17 protein-coding genes are annotated in these 16,994 nt (G+C 54.6%); 12 read left to right on the forward strand and 5 right to left on the reverse strand.

What is annotated here, in order from left to right; all coding sequences use genetic code 11:
- Window positions 1-84: 84 nt before the first annotated feature.
- On the reverse strand, window positions 85-879 hold the full coding sequence (locus tag G462_RS0100175) for a glucosaminidase domain-containing protein (RefSeq protein ID WP_035476290.1): 795 nt from the start codon (window positions 877-879) through the stop codon (window positions 85-87).
- Between the two features lie 167 nt (window positions 880-1,046).
- On the opposite strand from G462_RS0100175, the gene G462_RS0100180 reads away from it, so the two are divergent.
- The 3 genes from G462_RS0100180 (at window position 1,047) to G462_RS21200 (ending at window position 3,417) form a co-directional block, all read left to right on the forward strand.
- Window positions 1,047-1,736 (forward strand): hypothetical protein, encoded by a 690-nt coding sequence (locus G462_RS0100180; protein ID WP_026957198.1) that lies wholly within the window; start codon window positions 1,047-1,049, stop codon window positions 1,734-1,736.
- Window positions 1,737-1,973: 237 nt separating this feature from the next.
- Window positions 1,974-2,606 (forward strand): MarC family protein, encoded by a 633-nt coding sequence (locus G462_RS0100185; protein ID WP_026957199.1) that lies wholly within the window; start codon window positions 1,974-1,976, stop codon window positions 2,604-2,606.
- A 130-nt stretch (window positions 2,607-2,736) separates the two neighbouring features.
- Window positions 2,737-3,417 (forward strand): YehS family protein, encoded by a 681-nt coding sequence (locus tag G462_RS21200; RefSeq protein WP_084404857.1) that lies wholly within the window; start codon window positions 2,737-2,739, stop codon window positions 3,415-3,417.
- 94 nt (window positions 3,418-3,511) lie between these two features.
- Here G462_RS21200 and G462_RS0100195 read toward each other — a convergent pair whose 3' ends face one another.
- Window positions 3,512-3,952: a hypothetical protein gene (locus G462_RS0100195; RefSeq protein WP_026957200.1), complete on the reverse strand. Its 441-nt coding sequence runs from the start codon at window positions 3,950-3,952 to the stop codon at window positions 3,512-3,514.
- Between the two features lie 239 nt (window positions 3,953-4,191).
- Between G462_RS0100195 and G462_RS0100200 the strand changes: the two genes are divergently transcribed.
- The gene (locus G462_RS0100200) at window positions 4,192-5,361 is read left to right on the forward strand and encodes a MerR family transcriptional regulator (RefSeq protein WP_026957201.1); all 1,170 of its coding nucleotides are present in this window, start codon (window positions 4,192-4,194) and stop codon (window positions 5,359-5,361) included.
- A gap of 112 nt (window positions 5,362-5,473) precedes the next feature.
- On the opposite strand, the gene G462_RS0100205 is transcribed toward G462_RS0100200, so the two are convergent.
- Entirely contained in the window at window positions 5,474-5,713 is a 240-nt protein-coding gene (locus G462_RS0100205; RefSeq protein WP_026957202.1) for an RNA recognition motif domain-containing protein, read from the reverse strand.
- A 331-nt stretch (window positions 5,714-6,044) separates the two neighbouring features.
- Between G462_RS0100205 and G462_RS0100210 the strand changes: the two genes are divergently transcribed.
- A complete protein-coding gene (locus G462_RS0100210) occupies window positions 6,045-6,254 on the forward strand; it encodes a cold-shock protein (protein ID WP_026957203.1) in 210 nt (69 codons plus the stop codon).
- A 70-nt stretch (window positions 6,255-6,324) separates the two neighbouring features.
- On the opposite strand, the gene G462_RS0100215 is transcribed toward G462_RS0100210, so the two are convergent.
- Window positions 6,325-7,065, reverse strand: a complete 741-nt coding sequence (locus G462_RS0100215; RefSeq protein ID WP_084404858.1) for a TetR family transcriptional regulator C-terminal domain-containing protein — start codon at window positions 7,063-7,065, stop codon at window positions 6,325-6,327.
- A gap of 609 nt (window positions 7,066-7,674) precedes the next feature.
- Between G462_RS0100215 and xdhA the strand changes: the two genes are divergently transcribed.
- Genes xdhA through G462_RS0100250 form a run of 7 tightly spaced genes read left to right on the forward strand, consistent with a single transcriptional unit; the run spans window position 7,675 to window position 15,821 of the window.
- The gene (xdhA, locus tag G462_RS0100220; protein ID WP_026957205.1) at window positions 7,675-9,102 is read left to right on the forward strand and encodes a xanthine dehydrogenase small subunit; all 1,428 of its coding nucleotides are present in this window, start codon (window positions 7,675-7,677) and stop codon (window positions 9,100-9,102) included.
- The gene (xdhB, locus tag G462_RS21205; protein WP_051326411.1) at window positions 9,095-11,479 is read left to right on the forward strand and encodes a xanthine dehydrogenase molybdopterin binding subunit; all 2,385 of its coding nucleotides are present in this window, start codon (window positions 9,095-9,097) and stop codon (window positions 11,477-11,479) included. The genes xdhA and xdhB overlap by 8 nt, the downstream gene beginning before the upstream one ends.
- A gap of 11 nt (window positions 11,480-11,490) precedes the next feature.
- Window positions 11,491-12,414, forward strand: a complete 924-nt coding sequence (gene xdhC, locus G462_RS0100230; protein WP_026957206.1) for a xanthine dehydrogenase accessory protein XdhC — start codon at window positions 11,491-11,493, stop codon at window positions 12,412-12,414.
- Entirely contained in the window at window positions 12,411-12,902 is a 492-nt protein-coding gene (gene uraD / locus G462_RS0100235; protein ID WP_035476215.1) for a 2-oxo-4-hydroxy-4-carboxy-5-ureidoimidazoline decarboxylase, read from the forward strand. The genes xdhC and uraD overlap by 4 nt, the downstream gene beginning before the upstream one ends.
- Window positions 12,899-13,273 carry a hydroxyisourate hydrolase gene (uraH, locus tag G462_RS0100240; RefSeq protein ID WP_245579501.1) on the forward strand — a complete coding sequence of 125 codons (375 nt, stop codon included), beginning with the start codon at window positions 12,899-12,901 and terminating at the stop codon, window positions 13,271-13,273. Before uraD ends, uraH begins: the two co-directional genes overlap by 4 nt.
- A 2-nt stretch (window positions 13,274-13,275) precedes the next feature.
- The gene (gene guaD / locus G462_RS0100245) at window positions 13,276-14,658 is read left to right on the forward strand and encodes a guanine deaminase (RefSeq protein ID WP_026957209.1); all 1,383 of its coding nucleotides are present in this window, start codon (window positions 13,276-13,278) and stop codon (window positions 14,656-14,658) included.
- Window positions 14,604-15,821, forward strand: a complete 1,218-nt coding sequence (locus tag G462_RS0100250) for a urate hydroxylase PuuD (RefSeq protein WP_026957210.1) — start codon at window positions 14,604-14,606, stop codon at window positions 15,819-15,821. Before guaD ends, G462_RS0100250 begins: the two co-directional genes overlap by 55 nt.
- A gap of 18 nt (window positions 15,822-15,839) precedes the next feature.
- Here G462_RS0100250 and G462_RS0100255 read toward each other — a convergent pair whose 3' ends face one another.
- Window positions 15,840-16,931: an acyltransferase family protein gene (locus G462_RS0100255; protein ID WP_026957211.1), complete on the reverse strand. Its 1,092-nt coding sequence runs from the start codon at window positions 16,929-16,931 to the stop codon at window positions 15,840-15,842.
- Between the last annotated feature and the right edge of the window lie 63 nt (window positions 16,932-16,994).

The following is a 16,994-nucleotide window of genomic DNA, read 5'->3' on the forward strand; positions in this document are numbered from 1 at the left end:
TAGGCGTATTCGGTGGGGAATTTGCTGTGAAGCTGGCTCAGTGGGTTGAGCCAGCCCGAAGGGAATCTAAAGAACAATATCCCTTTAGAGGTAGCGGTTATTGTGGCGCATCATAGTCTGCAGCTCCAGCACGTACTCTTCCCCGCGCTCTGAGTAGCTGCGCAAACCTTGGCTCATCGCCTCGGCCGCTTCAACCCCCAGCAGGTCGTCACCGGCATCTACCAACAGGTCGCGCTGCTCGCGTACCGCCCGGTAGGCGCGGTTGGTGTTGATATTCATAAAGTAGGCGTGAATCGAGTGCTGCACGCTATCGAACTTGGCCACTTCGTGGGTCATCCCCTCAACACGTGACAGCGGCACCAAGCCACAGCCTTCGCGATAGCACCATTGTCCGAACAGGTTGTTACCCTCGGTGGCAAAGCGCGAGGTGCCCCATGCCGACTCGTTGGCCGCCTGCACCAATACCAGCGCCGGAGGGATCACATTCACCCGGTTTAGCAGCTCATCGATTACAGTAATGCTGACTTGCTCTTGGTCGATGCTTACCTTGTAGCGCCCAGCCAGTTCTACCAGCTTGTCTAGCTGTGGGTTGGATAGCGCGCCATCGGCAAGTTGTTCGCGCATCGCGTTTAGCTCAGTGCGCTCTTGTTCAATCCTTTGATTTTCCAGGTCGATGCCCACTCGCAGGTAGTCAAAGAACTGGGTCTTCTTTTCACCGACTTCCTCAATGGCGGCAAAATTAGGTAGCTCGCCCATCACCTGTGCATCGGCTTTATTCACCGACGGCTTGTGCGGCTCAGAGCACGAGAACAAAAACATAGGAATCAAACAAATAGCAACGAAACGGGTACGCTTAAACAACAAAACTAGGCTTTCCACGGTTACAACAAAGCCGTGGATTTTGCACAAATTACATTCAGTTGCCAAGTGTTGTTTGCCTAGTGGCTTCCCCTGAGTGCATGGCTTATGCCAGTAAAATATGGTAGAAATAGCCACTTTCCTGCCCAATCCAACGACTTCGGTCGTAAGTAGTTCCGGATAACCTGATGATAATTTTTAACTGCAGTGATAACGCCACCGCATTCTTTAACCATGGCCGCAGCGCCGAACGCCTCGTTGTTAGCCAGGCCCCGTCGGCAAATCGCGAGGACGACAGCGCCCACTTAACCAATCTTGATGGTAGTGAGGTGGAGCTTTCTCAATGGTTAATCGACGTACAACAGGTTGAAGGCAAGTCGGTGATCTTCGCCATCGAAGAGTACAGCCTCTACAGCATGGTGTTCGCCGATATGCAGCCCGGTAACACCGAAGACTTCCTCAAGTTGTTCTTCGAGCGCTGGCTAAACAACATGCAGGACTACGGTGAGAGCTTTGGGGTATTGACCCAAGAAGGCCAGCCAAAGATGCTCAAGCAGCTATTTATGGTGCACGGCGAGTACCGCTTTTATCAGCGCGGGATGGAGAGTGCCGATGAGCACCTGCGAACCGTTAGCGATATCTTCACCAGCAAGGTTGAGGAGATCGGCTCACTGCCCGACAACGGCGAGCAAGCTGCCGCCTTTGATGATTTGTGTAACCAGCTTCGCTGCATGCAAGATGGGGAACACTTCTACCCCTTCGAGCGCATGCTGGGTTACTGGCTGCCCACCTGCTGTGAGCAGCGTCCCTCTCAGGTGAAATACCTGTTGGCGCATATTGCCACCCTGCGCGATGAGCAAACGGCCAAGTTGCACTAATACCGCTCAGCGAGCACGCTATGCAAGACAACGGCGTTCCCTGTGGGAGCGCCGTTTTTTGTTGTGCGAGTACCACTTATCCCAACTGCACGTAAAAACGGCGATTTTGGCGATTACTCCCAACTCCTCACAGATTTGCAGACGCAAATATCCAGCGAGCAGATTAACAGCCCGCTGAACTCGTCCTGGGCTAAGTATCTGTTAAGATAGCCCTCTCTCTAGCGAATAAGGCAGCGAATGCTCGATCTGGTACTCACACAGTTTGTATTGCTTTGGGCGGTTATCGACCCCTTTGGTTCGATCCCGGTCTACTTGTCTCAAACCGTTGGCCTCAGCAAAAAACAACAGCATATGGTGGCCATCAAAGCGGTGTTTATCTCCACCATGACATTGCTGTTTTTCCTGGTATTCGGGCAGATCTTGCTCGAAGAGATGCAAGTGCCCCTTCCCGCTTTCCAAGCCGCTGGAGGCTTAGTGCTGCTATTGTTCGCGCTGACCATGATCTTCGGCGAGAGTAAGCCCGAGCAAGAAATGAAACTGGGCGAAGTGGATTTGTGGAGCCAAGCGGTGTTTCCGCTGGCGATTCCCTCGATTGCCTCACCGGGTGCGATTCTGGCGATTGTGATGCTTACCGATAACTCCCGCTATGCCATCAGCCAGCAAGCGGTCACCGCTGGCATTATGCTGCTGGTACTACTGTGTACGCTAGGGCTGTTATGGTTGGCCCGCCCCATTCAACGAGTCATCGGTAACGCCGGCGCTGCGCTGATTAGCCGCATTATGGGGCTGGTACTAGCGGCGGTTGCCATGAGCAGCCTGTTAGAAGGTATCTACCGCTTCTTTATCGAAATCCACCAAGCGGCCGGCTAAGGCCACAATTTTACGCCAGCGACAATTCCTGTGCTTTGATTGACAGCCGCCGGCTTGTGGCCTGCAATTATCGCTGACATTTACCCGGGCGCCTGTTACCCTACGCGCCCGCAACCACACCGGAACCGCCATGATCCACAACGACATCCTGCGCCGCCTGCGCTACGCACTGAAGCTGAATGACCGCCAAATCCAACAGGTTTTTGCGCTGGTCGACTATGACATTGAGCTTCCCTACCTCGCCAGCATTATGAAAAAGGAAGACGAGCCCGGCTTCCAGCGCTGCCGTGATAGCGTACTGTCGTTGTTCCTCGATGGCCTGATCATCAAAAACCGCGGCAAGCAGCCGGGGAAAGAGCCGGTGAGACTCGGCCCCAAAGAGCGCTTGTCGAACAACGAAGTGCTGCGCAAGATCCGCATCGCCCTGACCCTGCGCGACGACGACATTATCGCCATCTGTGCCAAAGAAGACTTTCGCATCAGCAAGGGCGAACTGTCGGCGCTGTTCCGCCGCCCGGATCACCGCAACTACCAAGAGTGTGGCGACCAACTGCTGCGTAACTTCTTGAACGGTTTGGCCAAGACCCGCCGCGGTGAAAAACCCGCTCAAGCCGATGGGCAAGCGCCGAGCAACGCCCCCTCACGCAAGGCAAAAGGTGACGGGAAGTTTAAGGGCCCACGCAAGCCGGGTAGTGGGAAATCAGGCAACGCGCCACGCGGTGATAAGTTTGGCGGACGTAAGCCCGGTGGTGACAAGCCAAAGTCTAATAAGGCGAAAAAAGGCATCTTGGTGTGGAAGGCCGATAAGTAAAGTGAGCATCTAGCTGGCGCATGCGTCCTACCTAACTAAGACGTTTGTGCCAGTTAGTTTCTTGGTGATAGATCTCCCACCATCGTATCCAGCATTAACTCTTTGAATTCATGTTTTGCTTCACATCAAAGAGTGACTCCACTAACACGCTTTCATCGAGGCTCACATCGCCTGATAAATCACTTCGCATAGCGGCCACTATTTTACTGAATGCTCGATATGCTTCATCAGACGAAAGAGATGGATAGTTCTCAAAGAAATGATGTAACGCCAGAACAACATCGTTACTTCCAATCAGTACAACTCTGGATTTCGCTTGGATCAACGTCGCTAACTGTTCCCGATTACGTTTAGCTCCATGCTTTGCAGAGCTCGCTAACTCAGCGACCGAGTTGATAAGATCTAAGTAAGCTTGCGTCCGGACTTCTAAAACGTTTTTGTTTCTCTCTGATTTGCGACCGAGATAATACTGAGTGAAGGCGCTAGCTAGCACTCCACTTAAACCAATCAATGCAACAATTAACTTTATATCCATGAGTATCCCTAACGCATTCAAACTAACCGAGTGGTTCAGATGATTATCGTTTGGCCCAGCAAAACATAGATCCTTCTCTCAATTCATTGCTACACCCGCAAAAATAATATTACCTATCAACAACTTATTAGACTAGCCGAGATGGACGCAGATTTTGACTATATGTGACAACCACCCATTGACCTGTCTACAGCTCTATAGTTTACAGTGTCTTCCATTCTCCCAGATGCAGGAGCCCTATGGCCTATCGCATATCCGAGCTGGCAGCTGCCGTGGGACTGTCCCGCACCGCCTTGCTCTACTACGAAAAACAGCAGCTGATTCAAGGTAAGCGGCAAAGCAACGGCTACCGCGTATATAGCGAGCATGATCTGCAGCGGGTTCGCTTGATTCAGCAGCTACAGGCCGGTGGGCTAACCCTCAAAGAGTGCAAAGCCTGCCTGGAAGCCAAGGTGGACCGTGAGCTACTGCGCAACCGGCTTCAGGCACTGGACGGTGAGATTGCTCAAAAACAGCAATCCCGCCATTTACTTGCGGCGCTGCTCGGCGAAGGCGACCTAAAGGCATGGCACCAAACCGCCAACGAGCTAGCGCCGGATGCCCATCTGGATTGGTTAATAAAACAGGGCTTTAGCGAAAAAGATGCCCTACGACTGAAATGGTTATCGAAAGATATGAACGAACATGATCAATACATGGCCGACTTTATGAAGGTCTTTGAAACACTCGAGCGTTGGGGCCCGGGCAGCGAAAGCGACACCCTGCGCGCCTTTGAGCAAGTCCCCGGCGCGCCTACCTCAATACTAGAGATAGGCTGCGGCAAAGGGCTCACAACAGCCCTATTGGCCCAGCATAGCAATGCGCAGATAACCGCCATAGACAACGAGCAGAGCGCTGTGGATGCCCTCAATCAACGGGCTCGCGAGCAAGGCTTGAGTGAGCGCATATCCGCCGTTAATGCCAGCATGACGGAGCTGCCGTTTAAGCCCGCCAGCTTCGAGCTAATTTGGGCGGAAGGCTGTGCCTATATCATGGGCGTGGAGAAAGCCTTGCAGCAGTGGCGGCCACTGCTTAAGGACCAAGGCGTTTTGATGCTCAGTGATTTGGTCTGGCTAACCGATAGCCCTAGCGAGCAGGCAGTAGCATTCTGGAACCAAGAATACCCAGACATACAAACAGTGGCGACGCGCGAGCAGCAAGTTGAGGCGGCAGGCTACCAGCTACTTAGCAGCTTCACCCTCAGCCAACAGGCATGGCAGAACTACTACCAGCCGCTAGCGCAACGGGTCGAGCAGTTGCAACCGAGCATGGCGAATTCCAAAGCCCTTGAGGATATCGGGAGCGAGTTAACCATCTACCAGCAGTGCGCCAGTGAGTTTGGTTATCAAGTGTTTTTGATGAAGCGCTAAGCGTCTAGTTTGAAGTGTGGCCAGCTTCCCGCAGCAAGTGTTGCTCTCTGCGGGGAGCAACATCCTTGAAGGAGCCCCATCAGGGTGAAGCGTTTAAGCGAGCTGAGGCCGTTTAGCCTTGAGCAATCTTAACGCGAATAGCGCGACCACCCACGTCGCTCATATGCAGTGCCTTAATGGCCGCCTTCGCCTCAGCGTCTTCTGGCATTTCCACAAACCCGAAGCCCTTAGACTTACCGGTCTCTTGGTCAAATACCAAGGTGCACTCGGCGACAACGCCATGTTCAGAAAACAGCGTGCGAACGTCATTTTCAGTGGTAGAGCGAGGCAGGTTGCGAACGAGAAGTTTCATAGGAGTCCATAAGGTGGGAAGAATTTCGCGCGGATTGTCTCAGCTGGGCTCAGCGAAGCCAAGTAAAGATTTATCTTTTCGAGATATCAACGGATGCTTGTCTCTACCCACTGCAATCTGAAAACGCTCGCAGACAGGCTGAGATTAATTTGAGAAAACGTTTGACAACGCTCTCGTTCGTCTATATTTTACCCGCAGCTTGAAAGTAAGCCCCTTTTAGTTCTCCATTTCGTTGTACCTAGTTGTTCCTCGTCCTGTAGTTTTAAATCTCGTTTGTTTTCCGCTGTTCACGCCTGCAAAAGGCTAATTTAATTTATACAGGATATACATCATGTCTAACACCGTAACCGGCACCGTAAAATGGTTTAACGAATCAAAAGGCTTCGGCTTTATCGCTCAAGAAAACGGCCCTGACGTATTCGCTCACTTCCGTTCTATCGTGGGCAACGGCTTCAAAACTCTGGCTGAAGGCCAGCAAGTGAAGTTCACCGTGTCTCAAGGCCAAAAAGGTCCTCAAGCAGACAACATCGAAGTAATCTAAGTCTGATTACTGAGAAAAAAGGCAAGCGTCTCAGCTTGCCTTTTTTGTATCTAATAGATTGTTTTCACGGTTAAATCAGCGCTAAACCGCGCAGCACCGTTTCAACCACAAAATCCTCCGCCTTACTAAACTCCTCGTCGCTCAATGCACGCCCTTTGATCATGGCGATTTCGCTGTCGAAGTCGGCGTAGAACTGGGTCGTCCCCCAGATAAGAAACAGCAGATACAGCGGCTCAATGGCTCTCATCTTGCCTTGCGCTACCCACGCCTGAATCACCGAAGCCTTTTGCTTGGTCCAGCCGACCATTGGCAGGTCGATGGCATCGCGGATAACCGGTGCGCCATGGATGATTTCGGTGGCGAAGATCTTCGACTCCTGCGGCCGGGTACGGCTATAGCGCATCTTCGCGAGGATGTATTCGCGGATCACATCGGCAGGCTCACGTTCAATGGCCCGCTCATCAAAGCCTTGGTTCCACATCTCAAGGATGTCATTGAGCACTGCGGTATACAGGCCAGCTTTAGATTTGAAGTAATAAAGGATGTTAGCTTTGGGCAGCTCCACCTTGTCGGCGATCGCCTGTACTGAGGTACCTTTATAACCGGCACTGGCAAACACTTCTGCCGCAGCCCGTAGGATGCGCTCTTCGTTGCGCTGGCGAATTGCCCCGCCCAGCTGTTTAGCTACGACTGGCTTTGCACCGCGGCGCTTACCTTTCGCATTGCCCCCAGCGTCAGCAGCGGCTTGCTGCGCAGAAGCAGACTCGGTTGTCACAGTTATCTGGTTTGGCGCGGCTGTAGTTTGCGTCATCCAATCTATTCCTCATTAAAACCCGGCTCTTTATTTCGTATTTATCCTATGGCTGTCAAGTTGCTTAGGCAATCACTATGCTGCGACTCAATTGCACCAAGATCAAACGTTACCGGCATGTTAACGCACCAATAAAGAACAAGGTTAGTGCTTACTGGCCACGCGAGTGCGGCCTGTAACTTTTGATTAACACCACAAGAATCGCAAGATACATGACATTAACACGCAAAAACTATAATTTTAATAAAACACGACCAAGTGGTCAGGTTTTTGCAGCCCCTTTGGGGACTCACTTAAGCTTTGGGTAACTCACTTTAGCTTTGGATACTCACTTAAGCTTGAGTAACTGACTCAAGTAGATACAAGCTGGATTCACGCTTTGGTCTAACATGCGGTAACTAGACCCAAGCTAAATGATATGCGGAACGGTTCGCTGGATTTCAAGGACGAACAGTCTCAGTAGAGACTCAGCAGAACCTCGCGAACGTTCCCGTCGTCAGACTCGCCGATGCCGTAGCAGGCGAGTCTTTTTTTCGACAAAGAGTTGACCATATGGACAGGTTTTAACTAAGCCACTGCAACAGGCTTAGCGATAACAACGAGGATGCGATGTTACAAATCATGATCAACCAGCAGCTGGAAACGGTGGCCGATGCGCGTGCCGACACCATGCTGCTGACTTACCTGCGCGAACAGATGGAATTGACCGGCAGTAAGGAAGGCTGCGCCAGCGGCGATTGTGGCGCCTGCACGGTTGTCGTAGTCGAACTCGACGATCAGCAGCAGCTACGCTATCGCCAGATCAACGCCTGCATCACCCCGCTACATGCTCTACATGGCAAGCAGGTGATTACGGTTGAGCAACTAAAAAACCTGCAAGCTAATCAGCTACACCCAGTACAACAGGCGGTGGTGGACAAGCATGGTTCACAGTGTGGTTTTTGTACTCCGGGCATCATTATGTCGCTGTACGCCCTGAGCAAACAGCGCCAAGCCCCCGCCCACCCAGCGGAATATCTGGCCGGTAACCTGTGTCGCTGCACCGGCTACGGCCCGCTTATCGAAGCCGCCAACGATGTCGCCGAGCTGGCAGGCGTTGAGTATTTCGACCCCGCCCAGCCCGATGAAGCCGCCGTCAAAACCTGGCAGCAGCAGTGCACCACGCTGCAAAGCGGTGTCTACCATCGCCCGCAAACCCGCAGTGAGTTGACCGAGTTGCGCGCTAAGTACCCTGAGGCGCAGCTAATCGCTGGCGGTACCGATCTGGCGCTGGAGATCACCCAGCAGCTAAAAGATATCGAGCAGCTTATCGATATGTCGGCGGTGGACGATCTGCAAGGCATCAGCGAGACCGAGCAAGGCTGGCGCGTTGGTGCTGCCCTGCCGTTGGATATGTTCCATGAATTTATGCGCGAGCACTTCCCGTCTACCGATGAACTCATTGAACGCCTTGGCAGCCTGACTATTCGCCGCCGCGGCACCTTAGGTGGCAGCCTCGGTCATGCCTCACCGATTGGCGATATCGCGCCACTACTGATTAGCCTTGGCGGCAGCATTGAGATTGATGACGGAACAAACCGCCAGCTTTTCGCCCCCGAAGACTACATCACCGGCTATCGGCAGACCCGCCTGCAAAACAAGCAGTGGATCAGCGCCGTGCACCTGCCACGCCCACAACCGGGCACTCAACATGCCATCTACAAGGTCAGCAAGCGCTTCGAAGACGATATCGCCACCGTAGTGCTAGCCCTTAGCCTGCGCGTGGATGACGCCCAGCGGGTCAAGCACTGCATTATCTCGGCGGGCGGGATCGCGGCTAAATCCGTGCGCCTCAGGGAGCTGGAAGCGCTACTGCTAGGTCAGCCTTTTAACCAAATTAGTATCGACAAGCTCAAGGCCGCCGTGCCGCTGCACATCTCCCCCTTGTCAGATGTTCGAGCTAGCGCCGAATACCGCGTGCAGCTAGTGCAAAACCTGTTGCAACGCTTCTACCTGGAAAGCCAGCAAATCACCACGAGGTTGACCGACTATGCGTAAACTCACTCAAGTCAGCCACCGCAAGCAGAGCGAAACACCGGTCGATTACCAAGTCGTTGGCCGCTCCCATAAGCACGAAAGCGCCGCTAAGCAAGTGAGTGGCGAAGCCCAGTTTATCGACGACTACCCTACCCCCCGTGGCTGCCTGCATGCTGCGGTGGTGGTAAGCGATGTGGCCAAAGGCCAGCTTGAGCAACTGGACTTGTCGGCGGTCGCCGCAGCGCCCGGCGTGGTGGGGGTGTACACCCATGAGGCGATCCCCGGCGAGAAGGATATCGGCCCGATCTTTAAGGGCGATCCACTGCTGGCCGAAGGCGAAATCAAGTACCACGGCCAACCCGTGGCACTGGTACTGGCGCGCAGCCATCGCCAAGCCTGGCAAGCAGCCGCACTGGCCAAGTTAACGATTAACCAACAGCACGCCCATGTCAGCTTTGAAGATGCTCAAACCATCGAGCCGGTGCTAGCGCCCAATCAAATGGGCCAAGCGGTGAGCCAAGATCAGTTGGCCACATCGGCCTTGCAAGTCAGCGGCGAGGTGAGTGTTGGCGGACAAGAGCACTTCTATCTGGAAGGGCAAATCTCGTTGGCCGAACTCACCGAAGATGGTGGGATCTTCCTGCGCAGCTCCAGCCAGCACCCCACCGAGGTACAAACCCTGGTGGCGGAAGTGCTGCACGTACCGTTTAGTAAGGTCACCGTGGACATGCGCCGTATGGGCGGTGGCTTTGGCGGTAAAGAAACTCAGGCGGCCCAATGGGCTTGTCTGGCCAGCCTCGGCGCGTGGCTCACCCGTAAGCCGGTTAAGCTGCGCCTGCCGCGCGCGGTAGATATGACCGCCACCGGCAAGCGCCACCCCTTTGTGAACCGTTTCCAGCTGGCAGCAGATGAACGAGGCGTCATTGAGAGCGCCAAGATTGAAGTGAACGGCCTGTGTGGTCACTCTGCCGACCTGTCCGGTGCCATCGTCGACCGGGCGATGTTCCATAGCGACAACGCCTACTCACTGGGCGCTGCCGAGGTGGTAGGCAATCGCCTGCGCACCGATATGGTCTCGCACACCGCCTTCCGTGGCTTTGGCGGGCCGCAAGGGATGATGGCGATTGAGCGGGCCATGCAGGATTTGAGCATTTCCGCCGGTATCGACGCCCTCGACCTGCGCCTGCGCAATCTCTACCGGGAAGGTCGCAACACCACCCACTACGGGATGGAGGTTGCGCAAACCGACACCATTAAAACGGTGATCGACACCTTGGCAGAGAGCAGCAGTTACCGTGCTCGCCGCGAACAGGTAAAAGCCTTTAATGCCGCTAATCCGGTACTGAAAAAAGGGCTGGCGCTAACCCCAGTGAAGTTCGGCATCTCCTTTACCGCCACCCACCTTAACCAAGCGGGTGCGCTGGTGCATGTCTATACCGATGGCAGTGTACAGGTATCGCACGGCGGCACGGAGATGGGTCAGGGCCTGCATACCAAGATCCAACAGATCGTGGCGCAGAGCCTGGGGCTGGATTTTGACTCGGTGCTAATTACCTCAACCCGCACCGACAAGGTGCCGAACACCTCACCGACCGCAGCCTCGTCTGGCGCAGACCTCAACGGGATGGCCGCCCACAATGCAGCGATTGCCATCAAGCAGCGCCTATTGGACTTCGCCCGCGAGCACTACCAACTAAGCGGCGAGTTGGATATCGAAGATGGCCAGCTACTAAGTGGCGAGCGCCAGTTCCCTTGGGAAACCTTGGTGCAAGACGCCTACATGAACCGGGTGTCGCTGTCAGCCAGGGGCTTCTACAAGACTCCTAAAATCTGGTACGACTCCGCCAAATCGGTAGGTCGCCCGTTCTTCTACTTCTCGATTGGTGCCGCCTGCTCCGAGGTCACCATCGATACCCTAACCGGCGAGATGGTGATTGATCGCGTCGATATCCTGCACGATGTTGGCAACAGCTTGAACCCGGCCATCGACCTTGGCCAGATTGAAGGCGCCTTTATCCAAGGTATGGGCTGGCTCACCAACGAAGAGCTGGTGTGGAACGAGCAAGGTAAGCTGCTCAGCAATAGCCCGATGAACTACAAGATCCCCACCATCGGCGACTACCCCAAAGCGATGAACATCGCGCTGTTCGACAAGGCCAACCCCGAGCATAGCATCTACCGCTCTAAAGCAGTCGGCGAGCCACCGTTTATGCATGCCATCAGCGTGTGGTGCGCCATCTACGATGCGATTGCCTCATTGGCCGATCACCAACATGCGGTGCCGCTTAACGCGCCGGCCACTGGCGAAGAAATCCTGCGAGCCTGTAACGCAATCACTCAGGCAAAGTCGACGTCAAACAGTGCAACTGAGGTGGCCGAGGAGGTGGACAATGCCTAAGGAGTCATCCCATGTATAAGCCCTATGATAAGCAAGCCTCATCGTCTAAAGACTGGTTAGCCGCCTGCCAATGGCTGGAACAACAGGGCGAAGCCTACTGTATCGCCACCGTGGTCGCCGAGGCAGGTTCACTGCCCCGCGCCAGTGGCGCCAAAATGGTAATCAGCCACCACCACCAGTTCGATACCTTAGGCGGTGGCAACCTGGAGTATCAGGTTATCGAGAGCGCCCGCGCCGGCCTTGCCAGCGCTGATAAGCAGGTGGCGCTGGAGCGCTACTCATTGGCCGCCGATCTAGGTCAGTGCTGCGGCGGTGCCACTCAAGTGATGTTTGAGTACCTGAATCTGGATATGCCCAAGGTGGTGGTATTTGGTGCCGGCCACGTGGCACGGGCACTGTGCCCAATCCTGCAAGGGCTGAACTGTCATCTGCAGGTTATCGATAACCGCAGCGATTGGCTGGCGCCATTCAGTGAGCAAGGCATAGACACTCAACTATTGGACTCGGCACAGTCAAACAGTACAGAACACGTTGTTGCAGCGCTCTCTGCAAATAGCCACCTAGTGATTATGACCCAAGACCACGGCTTGGATTTCGATATCGCTAAAGCAGCCTTGGCCTGTGACTGCTTCCCCTTTGTTGGCCTGATTGGCTCGCGCACCAAGCAGCAACGCTTCGACTACCGTCTGCGCGAGCAGTTAACCACGCCTGAGCTGGCAGCAAACTTGGTCTGCCCCATCGGTAAACCGGATATCCGCGGCAAGCTGCCGATGCAGGTCGCGGTATCGATTGCTGCCCAGCTGATGGAACGATTTGAACAGCTGGCAGCGCCGTCCGTTGCGGAAAATACCGTTACGGCTAATGAAGAGTGTGCCCGGCAGTGGAAGCGCAGCACCGCGCTATTGAAGCAACTCTCTAAGGAGGCAAGCGAGTGAGCCCCCATACGCCTTTACATGAGATAGGCCGCCACCAGCTGGCGCAGATCTGCGCTAGCAAGCAATGGCAAAACCTAGTACTTGCCCAAGGTCCGTTTAACGCGTTTTCCGAATTCACCGAAGCCGTAGATAAGGCTTTTGACAGCCTAAGCGAGCAAGATTGGCTAGAGGCCTTCGCCGGCCACCCCATGATCGGCGATATCAGCAGCCTGCGCGCCAAGTATGCCCATGGCAAACACCTCAGCGAGGCCGAGCAGAGCCAAGTGAGTGTGGCCAGCGAACAAACCTTACAAGCGCTGCTAGAGCAGAACCAACGCTACCGCGAGCGCTTCGGCTTTATCTTTATCGTATTTGCCACCGGCAAGTCAGCCAGCGAGATGCTGGCGCTGCTTGAGGCACGCATCAACAACACCCGCCAACAGGAATTGGCCAACGCCGCTGCCGAGCAGCGCAAAATCAGTTTACTAAGAATGGAGGCTTACCGATGACTGTAAGCACTGCAACCGACACCAAAACAGTGGACAGCAAAATGCTCAGCAGCAGCCTGAGCTGTCATGTCCTTGATACCAGCCGCGGCTTACCCGCCGAAGGTATCGTATTGGAGGTTCTGCGCCTCGATGAGCAGCAGCCGTTGGCTGAAGGCCGCACCGACGCCGACGGCCGCTTTCGCTTTGATGATCTAAGTCTGGATGCCGGCCACTACACCCTGCGCTTTCATACCGCCGACTATTGTCAGCAACAATTTGGCGAGGCCTTTTTCCCGCGAGTAGACGTGCATTTCAGCGTCAATGAGCAGCGCCATTATCACCTGCCGTTGCTGCTCTCTCCTTATGCCTACTCCAGCTATCGAGGCAGCTAACCATGGCAGTATCTTCTCACGCGCGACGCGTGCACCGCGGCAGTATCTTGCACTTCCCACGCAGCACCAACGACCCGGCTAACAACCACCAATACTTCGCCGATGGCGTGTTAGTGGTGGAAAACGGCAAGATTGCCTACCTCGGTGAGGCCGCTGATTTCTTCAGTCTGGCCGATAACCAACGCTTGCTGAATTACGGTGGCGTAGAGCAGCACAAGGGCTTGATCCTGCCAGGGCTTATCGACAGCCACGTCCACTTCCCACAGATTGAGATGATTGCCAGCTATGGCAAGCAGCTACTGGACTGGCTGAATGAGTACACCTTCCCCACCGAGGCTCAGTTTGCCAATGCCGCCTATGCCCAGCGCCAGGCCGAGTGGTTCCTCGGCCAGCTCATGGCCCACGGCACCACCACCGCTAGCGTGTTTGCCACGGTGCATCCCGTGTCGGTGGATGCCTTTTTTAGCGAGGCTAGCAAACTCAATGCGCGGATGATCTGCGGCAAGGTGTTGATGGACCGCTTCTGCCCAGACGATCTGCAAGATACCCCCGAGCTGGGCTATCGCCAGTCCAAGGCCTTAATTGAACGCTGGCACGGCAATGGCCGCTCGCTCTACGCAATCACTCCACGCTTTGCCCCCACCAGCACCCCGCAGCAGTTAGCAAAAGCCGGTCAACTGGCTAATGAGCACCCGGATACCTTTATCCAAACCCACTTGAGTGAAAATCTTGGTGAAGTAGCGTGGATTAAAGAGCTCTACCCAGAGCACCCTGATTATCTGGGGGTTTATCAAGCTAACGATCTAGTGCGTGAACGGGCACTGTTTGGCCATGCGGTTCACTTAGAGGACCGCGAGTATCAGGCGCTGGCAAGCTCTGGTGCCACCATTAGCTTTTGCCCCTCCTCCAACCTGTTTTTGGGTAGTGGCTTGTTTGACTATGGCCGCGCCAAAGATGCGGGCATCGCCCTGTCACTGGCCTCAGATGTGGGCGCGGGCACCAGCCTAAGCCTGTTCGCCAACCAAAGTGATGCCTACAAGATTTGCCAGCTACAGGGGCTAAGCCTCAACCCCTTTGAATCGCTCTACCTATGTACCCAAGGCGCAGCAGTAGCCATGGGGCTAGAGCAGCAGGTGGGTAACCTGAATGCCGGCAGCGAAGCCGACTTTATCGAACTGGATTTTCGCGCCCACCCGGTTCTGCAACAGCGACTTCTGCGCTGCAAGAGCCTGGCAGAACAACTATTCGCTCTCTCCACCCTCGGTGACGACCGCCTTGTCGATAAAACCTATGTCGCCGGAAAACTCGTTTATCAAAAAGGAAGTAAAGTATGTGGCCTCAGCTCTACGAATGGATTGCCCTCTTTATCAAGTGGTTCCATATAACCTGTGGGATCGCCTGGATTGGCGCCAGTTTCTACTTCACCTGGCTGGATAACAGCCTAAAGACCCCACCAGAGTGGAAGAAGAAAAAAGGCATCAAGGGCGATCTGTGGGCAGTACACGGTGGCGGCTTCTACGAAGTGGCCAAATACCAAGTCGGCCCCGAACAAATGCCGGAAAAGCTGCACTGGTTTAAGTGGGAGGCCTACGCCACCTGGCTCACCGGCACCGCCCTGCTGATCTGGATGTACTACTTTAATGCCCAAGCCTACCTGATTGACCCTCGGGTAATGGAGCTGAGTACCCACCAAGCGGTGCTGTTCGGGATGGCGGGGATCTTTTTAGGCGTATGTTGTTACGAGGCATTGGTACGCAACCCACTCTCCGCCAAGCCTTGGCTGTTCTTGCTGAGCCTGATCGTGATTGGTGGTGGTTTCTTTTATCTGTTCAGCTCTATCTACAGCGGCCGGGGCGCGTTTATCCATATGGGCGCCCTAATCAGCTCGATTATGGTGAACAACGTGTGGCATAAAATTATCCCCGGGCAACGCAAGATGGTAGCGCAGGTCGCAGCTGGCGAGGATGTGGATCCCGAACCGGGGCTAGAAGGCAAGCGACGCTCGATACACAACAACTACTTCACCCTGCCCATCTTGTTTTTGATGATCTCCAATCACTACCCGATCATCTACCAGCACGCCCACAACTGGCTGGTAGGAATGATGGTGATGCTGATCAGCGCCTGGGTGCGACACTTCTTCAACCTCAAGCATCAGGGGCAGTTCAAGCCAGAGGTATTGATTAGCGGCTGCGCTGCCATGTTGGTACTAGCCATCGCGCTTAGCTGGCCGCAGACCCAGCTACAGCCTGTAGCCCATAGTCATGAGCACTCTCAGCCGGCGGCAGAGACGCTCACTCCACAGGCCCAGCAAGCGCTGGATATTGTGCAAAAGCGCTGCAGCAGCTGCCACAGCCAACAACCCACCGACGAGGTGTTTACTATCGCCCCGGGCGGTGCTGCCTTTGATAACTGGCAGGATGTGCAGCGCTGGTCACCGCGTATTATCGCCCGCGCAGTTGACTCGGCAGACATGCCGTTTATGAATAAAACCGAGATGACAGAACAAGAGCGGGAGACCCTGCGCCAGCTATTGGCCACGCAATAGCTGACAGCCGTTGCCTAACTATGCTGAACTCACTGCGCACTCAGCACTTTGTTGAGTGCGCTGCTTGATGGCCCTCTTGGCGCTATCGATGGCCATTCGCACCGCAATCGGTGCCACACTTCCCACCAGCAGATACAACCAGCAGACCTTCGGTGACACCCAATGGTGCAGCGCTGAGATATAGCTCATCTGCAACAAGCCCATCGAGGCAAACAGGATGTCCAGCAGCACAAACATCAGCAGGTGCAAGGTCATAATATCTTTGGAGTAACGCCCTAACAGTTGCAGGCTAGCCTGCGGTTTGGCTTGGCTCAGCAGATAACAAAGGCTTAGCAAGCCAACACTGCCTAGCACCGCGCTAAGGGTGTGCAGCACAAAACCATCGGGATATTCGCTCCAGGACATGCCAAGCGGCGTTACCCAGCCAAGCGCCACAATGGTGGCCAGCACAATCCAGCAGCTGGCCATTAGATTAAAGCTGGCCAGCTTGTCCAGCCAAGGCCGCAGTGCATAGCCAAAGGCCATATACATCGAGCCCACCGCCAGTTGCACCAGCACGTTGCGATACCACAGGCGCTCAGCATGGAAGGCGGGCGCCAGGTATTCGCTCGCCAAATAGGCCAGCACAACTGTCGCTAACAACAGGTAGTAACGGTTGATTCGTCCCCGGCCGCGACTAACCATGATGCGAAACGCGCCCGAAACCAGCGCATAGCTCACCAAAAACCAGCCAATCATAAATAAGGAGTTAGCGTGGCTATTGCCGCGCAAAGGCATCGCGAATATATCCCAGCCTTGACCGAGGTAGAGCACAATTCTAGTGTCAAACAGCGAGGTCAGCGCTAAGGTAATCAGGCCTATCACCGTGTACCAAACCACATAGTAGAGCGGATAACTACGTAGCCACTTGCGCGCCCAGCGCCGCTCATCGGCATAGGGCCGCAACACTAAGCCGCCGAGAATAAAAAACAGCGGCATATGAAATAGATACGGGGTGTACACCGCATCGGCCTGCCAGTTGTAATGGCCGATTACAACCAACAGTATTCCCAGCCCCTTGGCGTAGTCGATAAACAACGATTGCTGTGGGTTTATTGCGTCTTGCTTCACTGCTATGACAACCTCGAACTGTTCCTAATCAAGTCAGATTACGAAACTACAGCTCTAACATCA

The organism is Aliagarivorans taiwanensis DSM 22990 (genome assembly GCF_000429505.1).
In the GTDB taxonomy this organism is placed as follows: domain Bacteria; phylum Pseudomonadota; class Gammaproteobacteria; order Enterobacterales; family Celerinatantimonadaceae; genus Aliagarivorans; species Aliagarivorans taiwanensis.

Coding starts and splice junctions, on each gene's coding strand:
- xdhB (WP_051326411.1), top strand. CDS start 9,095: ATGCGTAAACTCACTCAAGTCAGCCACCGCAAGCAGAGCGAAACACCG.
- G462_RS0100215 (WP_084404858.1), bottom strand. CDS start 7,065: ATGACGCAAACTACAGCCGCGCCAAACCAGATAACTGTGACAACCGAG.
- G462_RS0100180 (WP_026957198.1), top strand. CDS start 1,047: ATGATAATTTTTAACTGCAGTGATAACGCCACCGCATTCTTTAACCAT.
- xdhA (WP_026957205.1), top strand. CDS start 7,675: ATGTTACAAATCATGATCAACCAGCAGCTGGAAACGGTGGCCGATGCG.
- G462_RS21200 (WP_084404857.1), top strand. CDS start 2,737: ATGATCCACAACGACATCCTGCGCCGCCTGCGCTACGCACTGAAGCTG.
- G462_RS0100210 (WP_026957203.1), top strand. CDS start 6,045: ATGTCTAACACCGTAACCGGCACCGTAAAATGGTTTAACGAATCAAAA.
- G462_RS0100185 (WP_026957199.1), top strand. CDS start 1,974: ATGCTCGATCTGGTACTCACACAGTTTGTATTGCTTTGGGCGGTTATC.
- G462_RS0100250 (WP_026957210.1), top strand. CDS start 14,604: ATGTGGCCTCAGCTCTACGAATGGATTGCCCTCTTTATCAAGTGGTTC.
- guaD (WP_026957209.1), top strand. CDS start 13,276: ATGGCAGTATCTTCTCACGCGCGACGCGTGCACCGCGGCAGTATCTTG.
- G462_RS0100195 (WP_026957200.1), bottom strand. CDS start 3,952: ATGGATATAAAGTTAATTGTTGCATTGATTGGTTTAAGTGGAGTGCTA.
- G462_RS0100200 (WP_026957201.1), top strand. CDS start 4,192: ATGGCCTATCGCATATCCGAGCTGGCAGCTGCCGTGGGACTGTCCCGC.
- xdhC (WP_026957206.1), top strand. CDS start 11,491: ATGTATAAGCCCTATGATAAGCAAGCCTCATCGTCTAAAGACTGGTTA.
- G462_RS0100205 (WP_026957202.1), bottom strand. CDS start 5,713: ATGAAACTTCTCGTTCGCAACCTGCCTCGCTCTACCACTGAAAATGAC.
- uraH (WP_245579501.1), top strand. CDS start 12,899: ATGACTGTAAGCACTGCAACCGACACCAAAACAGTGGACAGCAAAATG.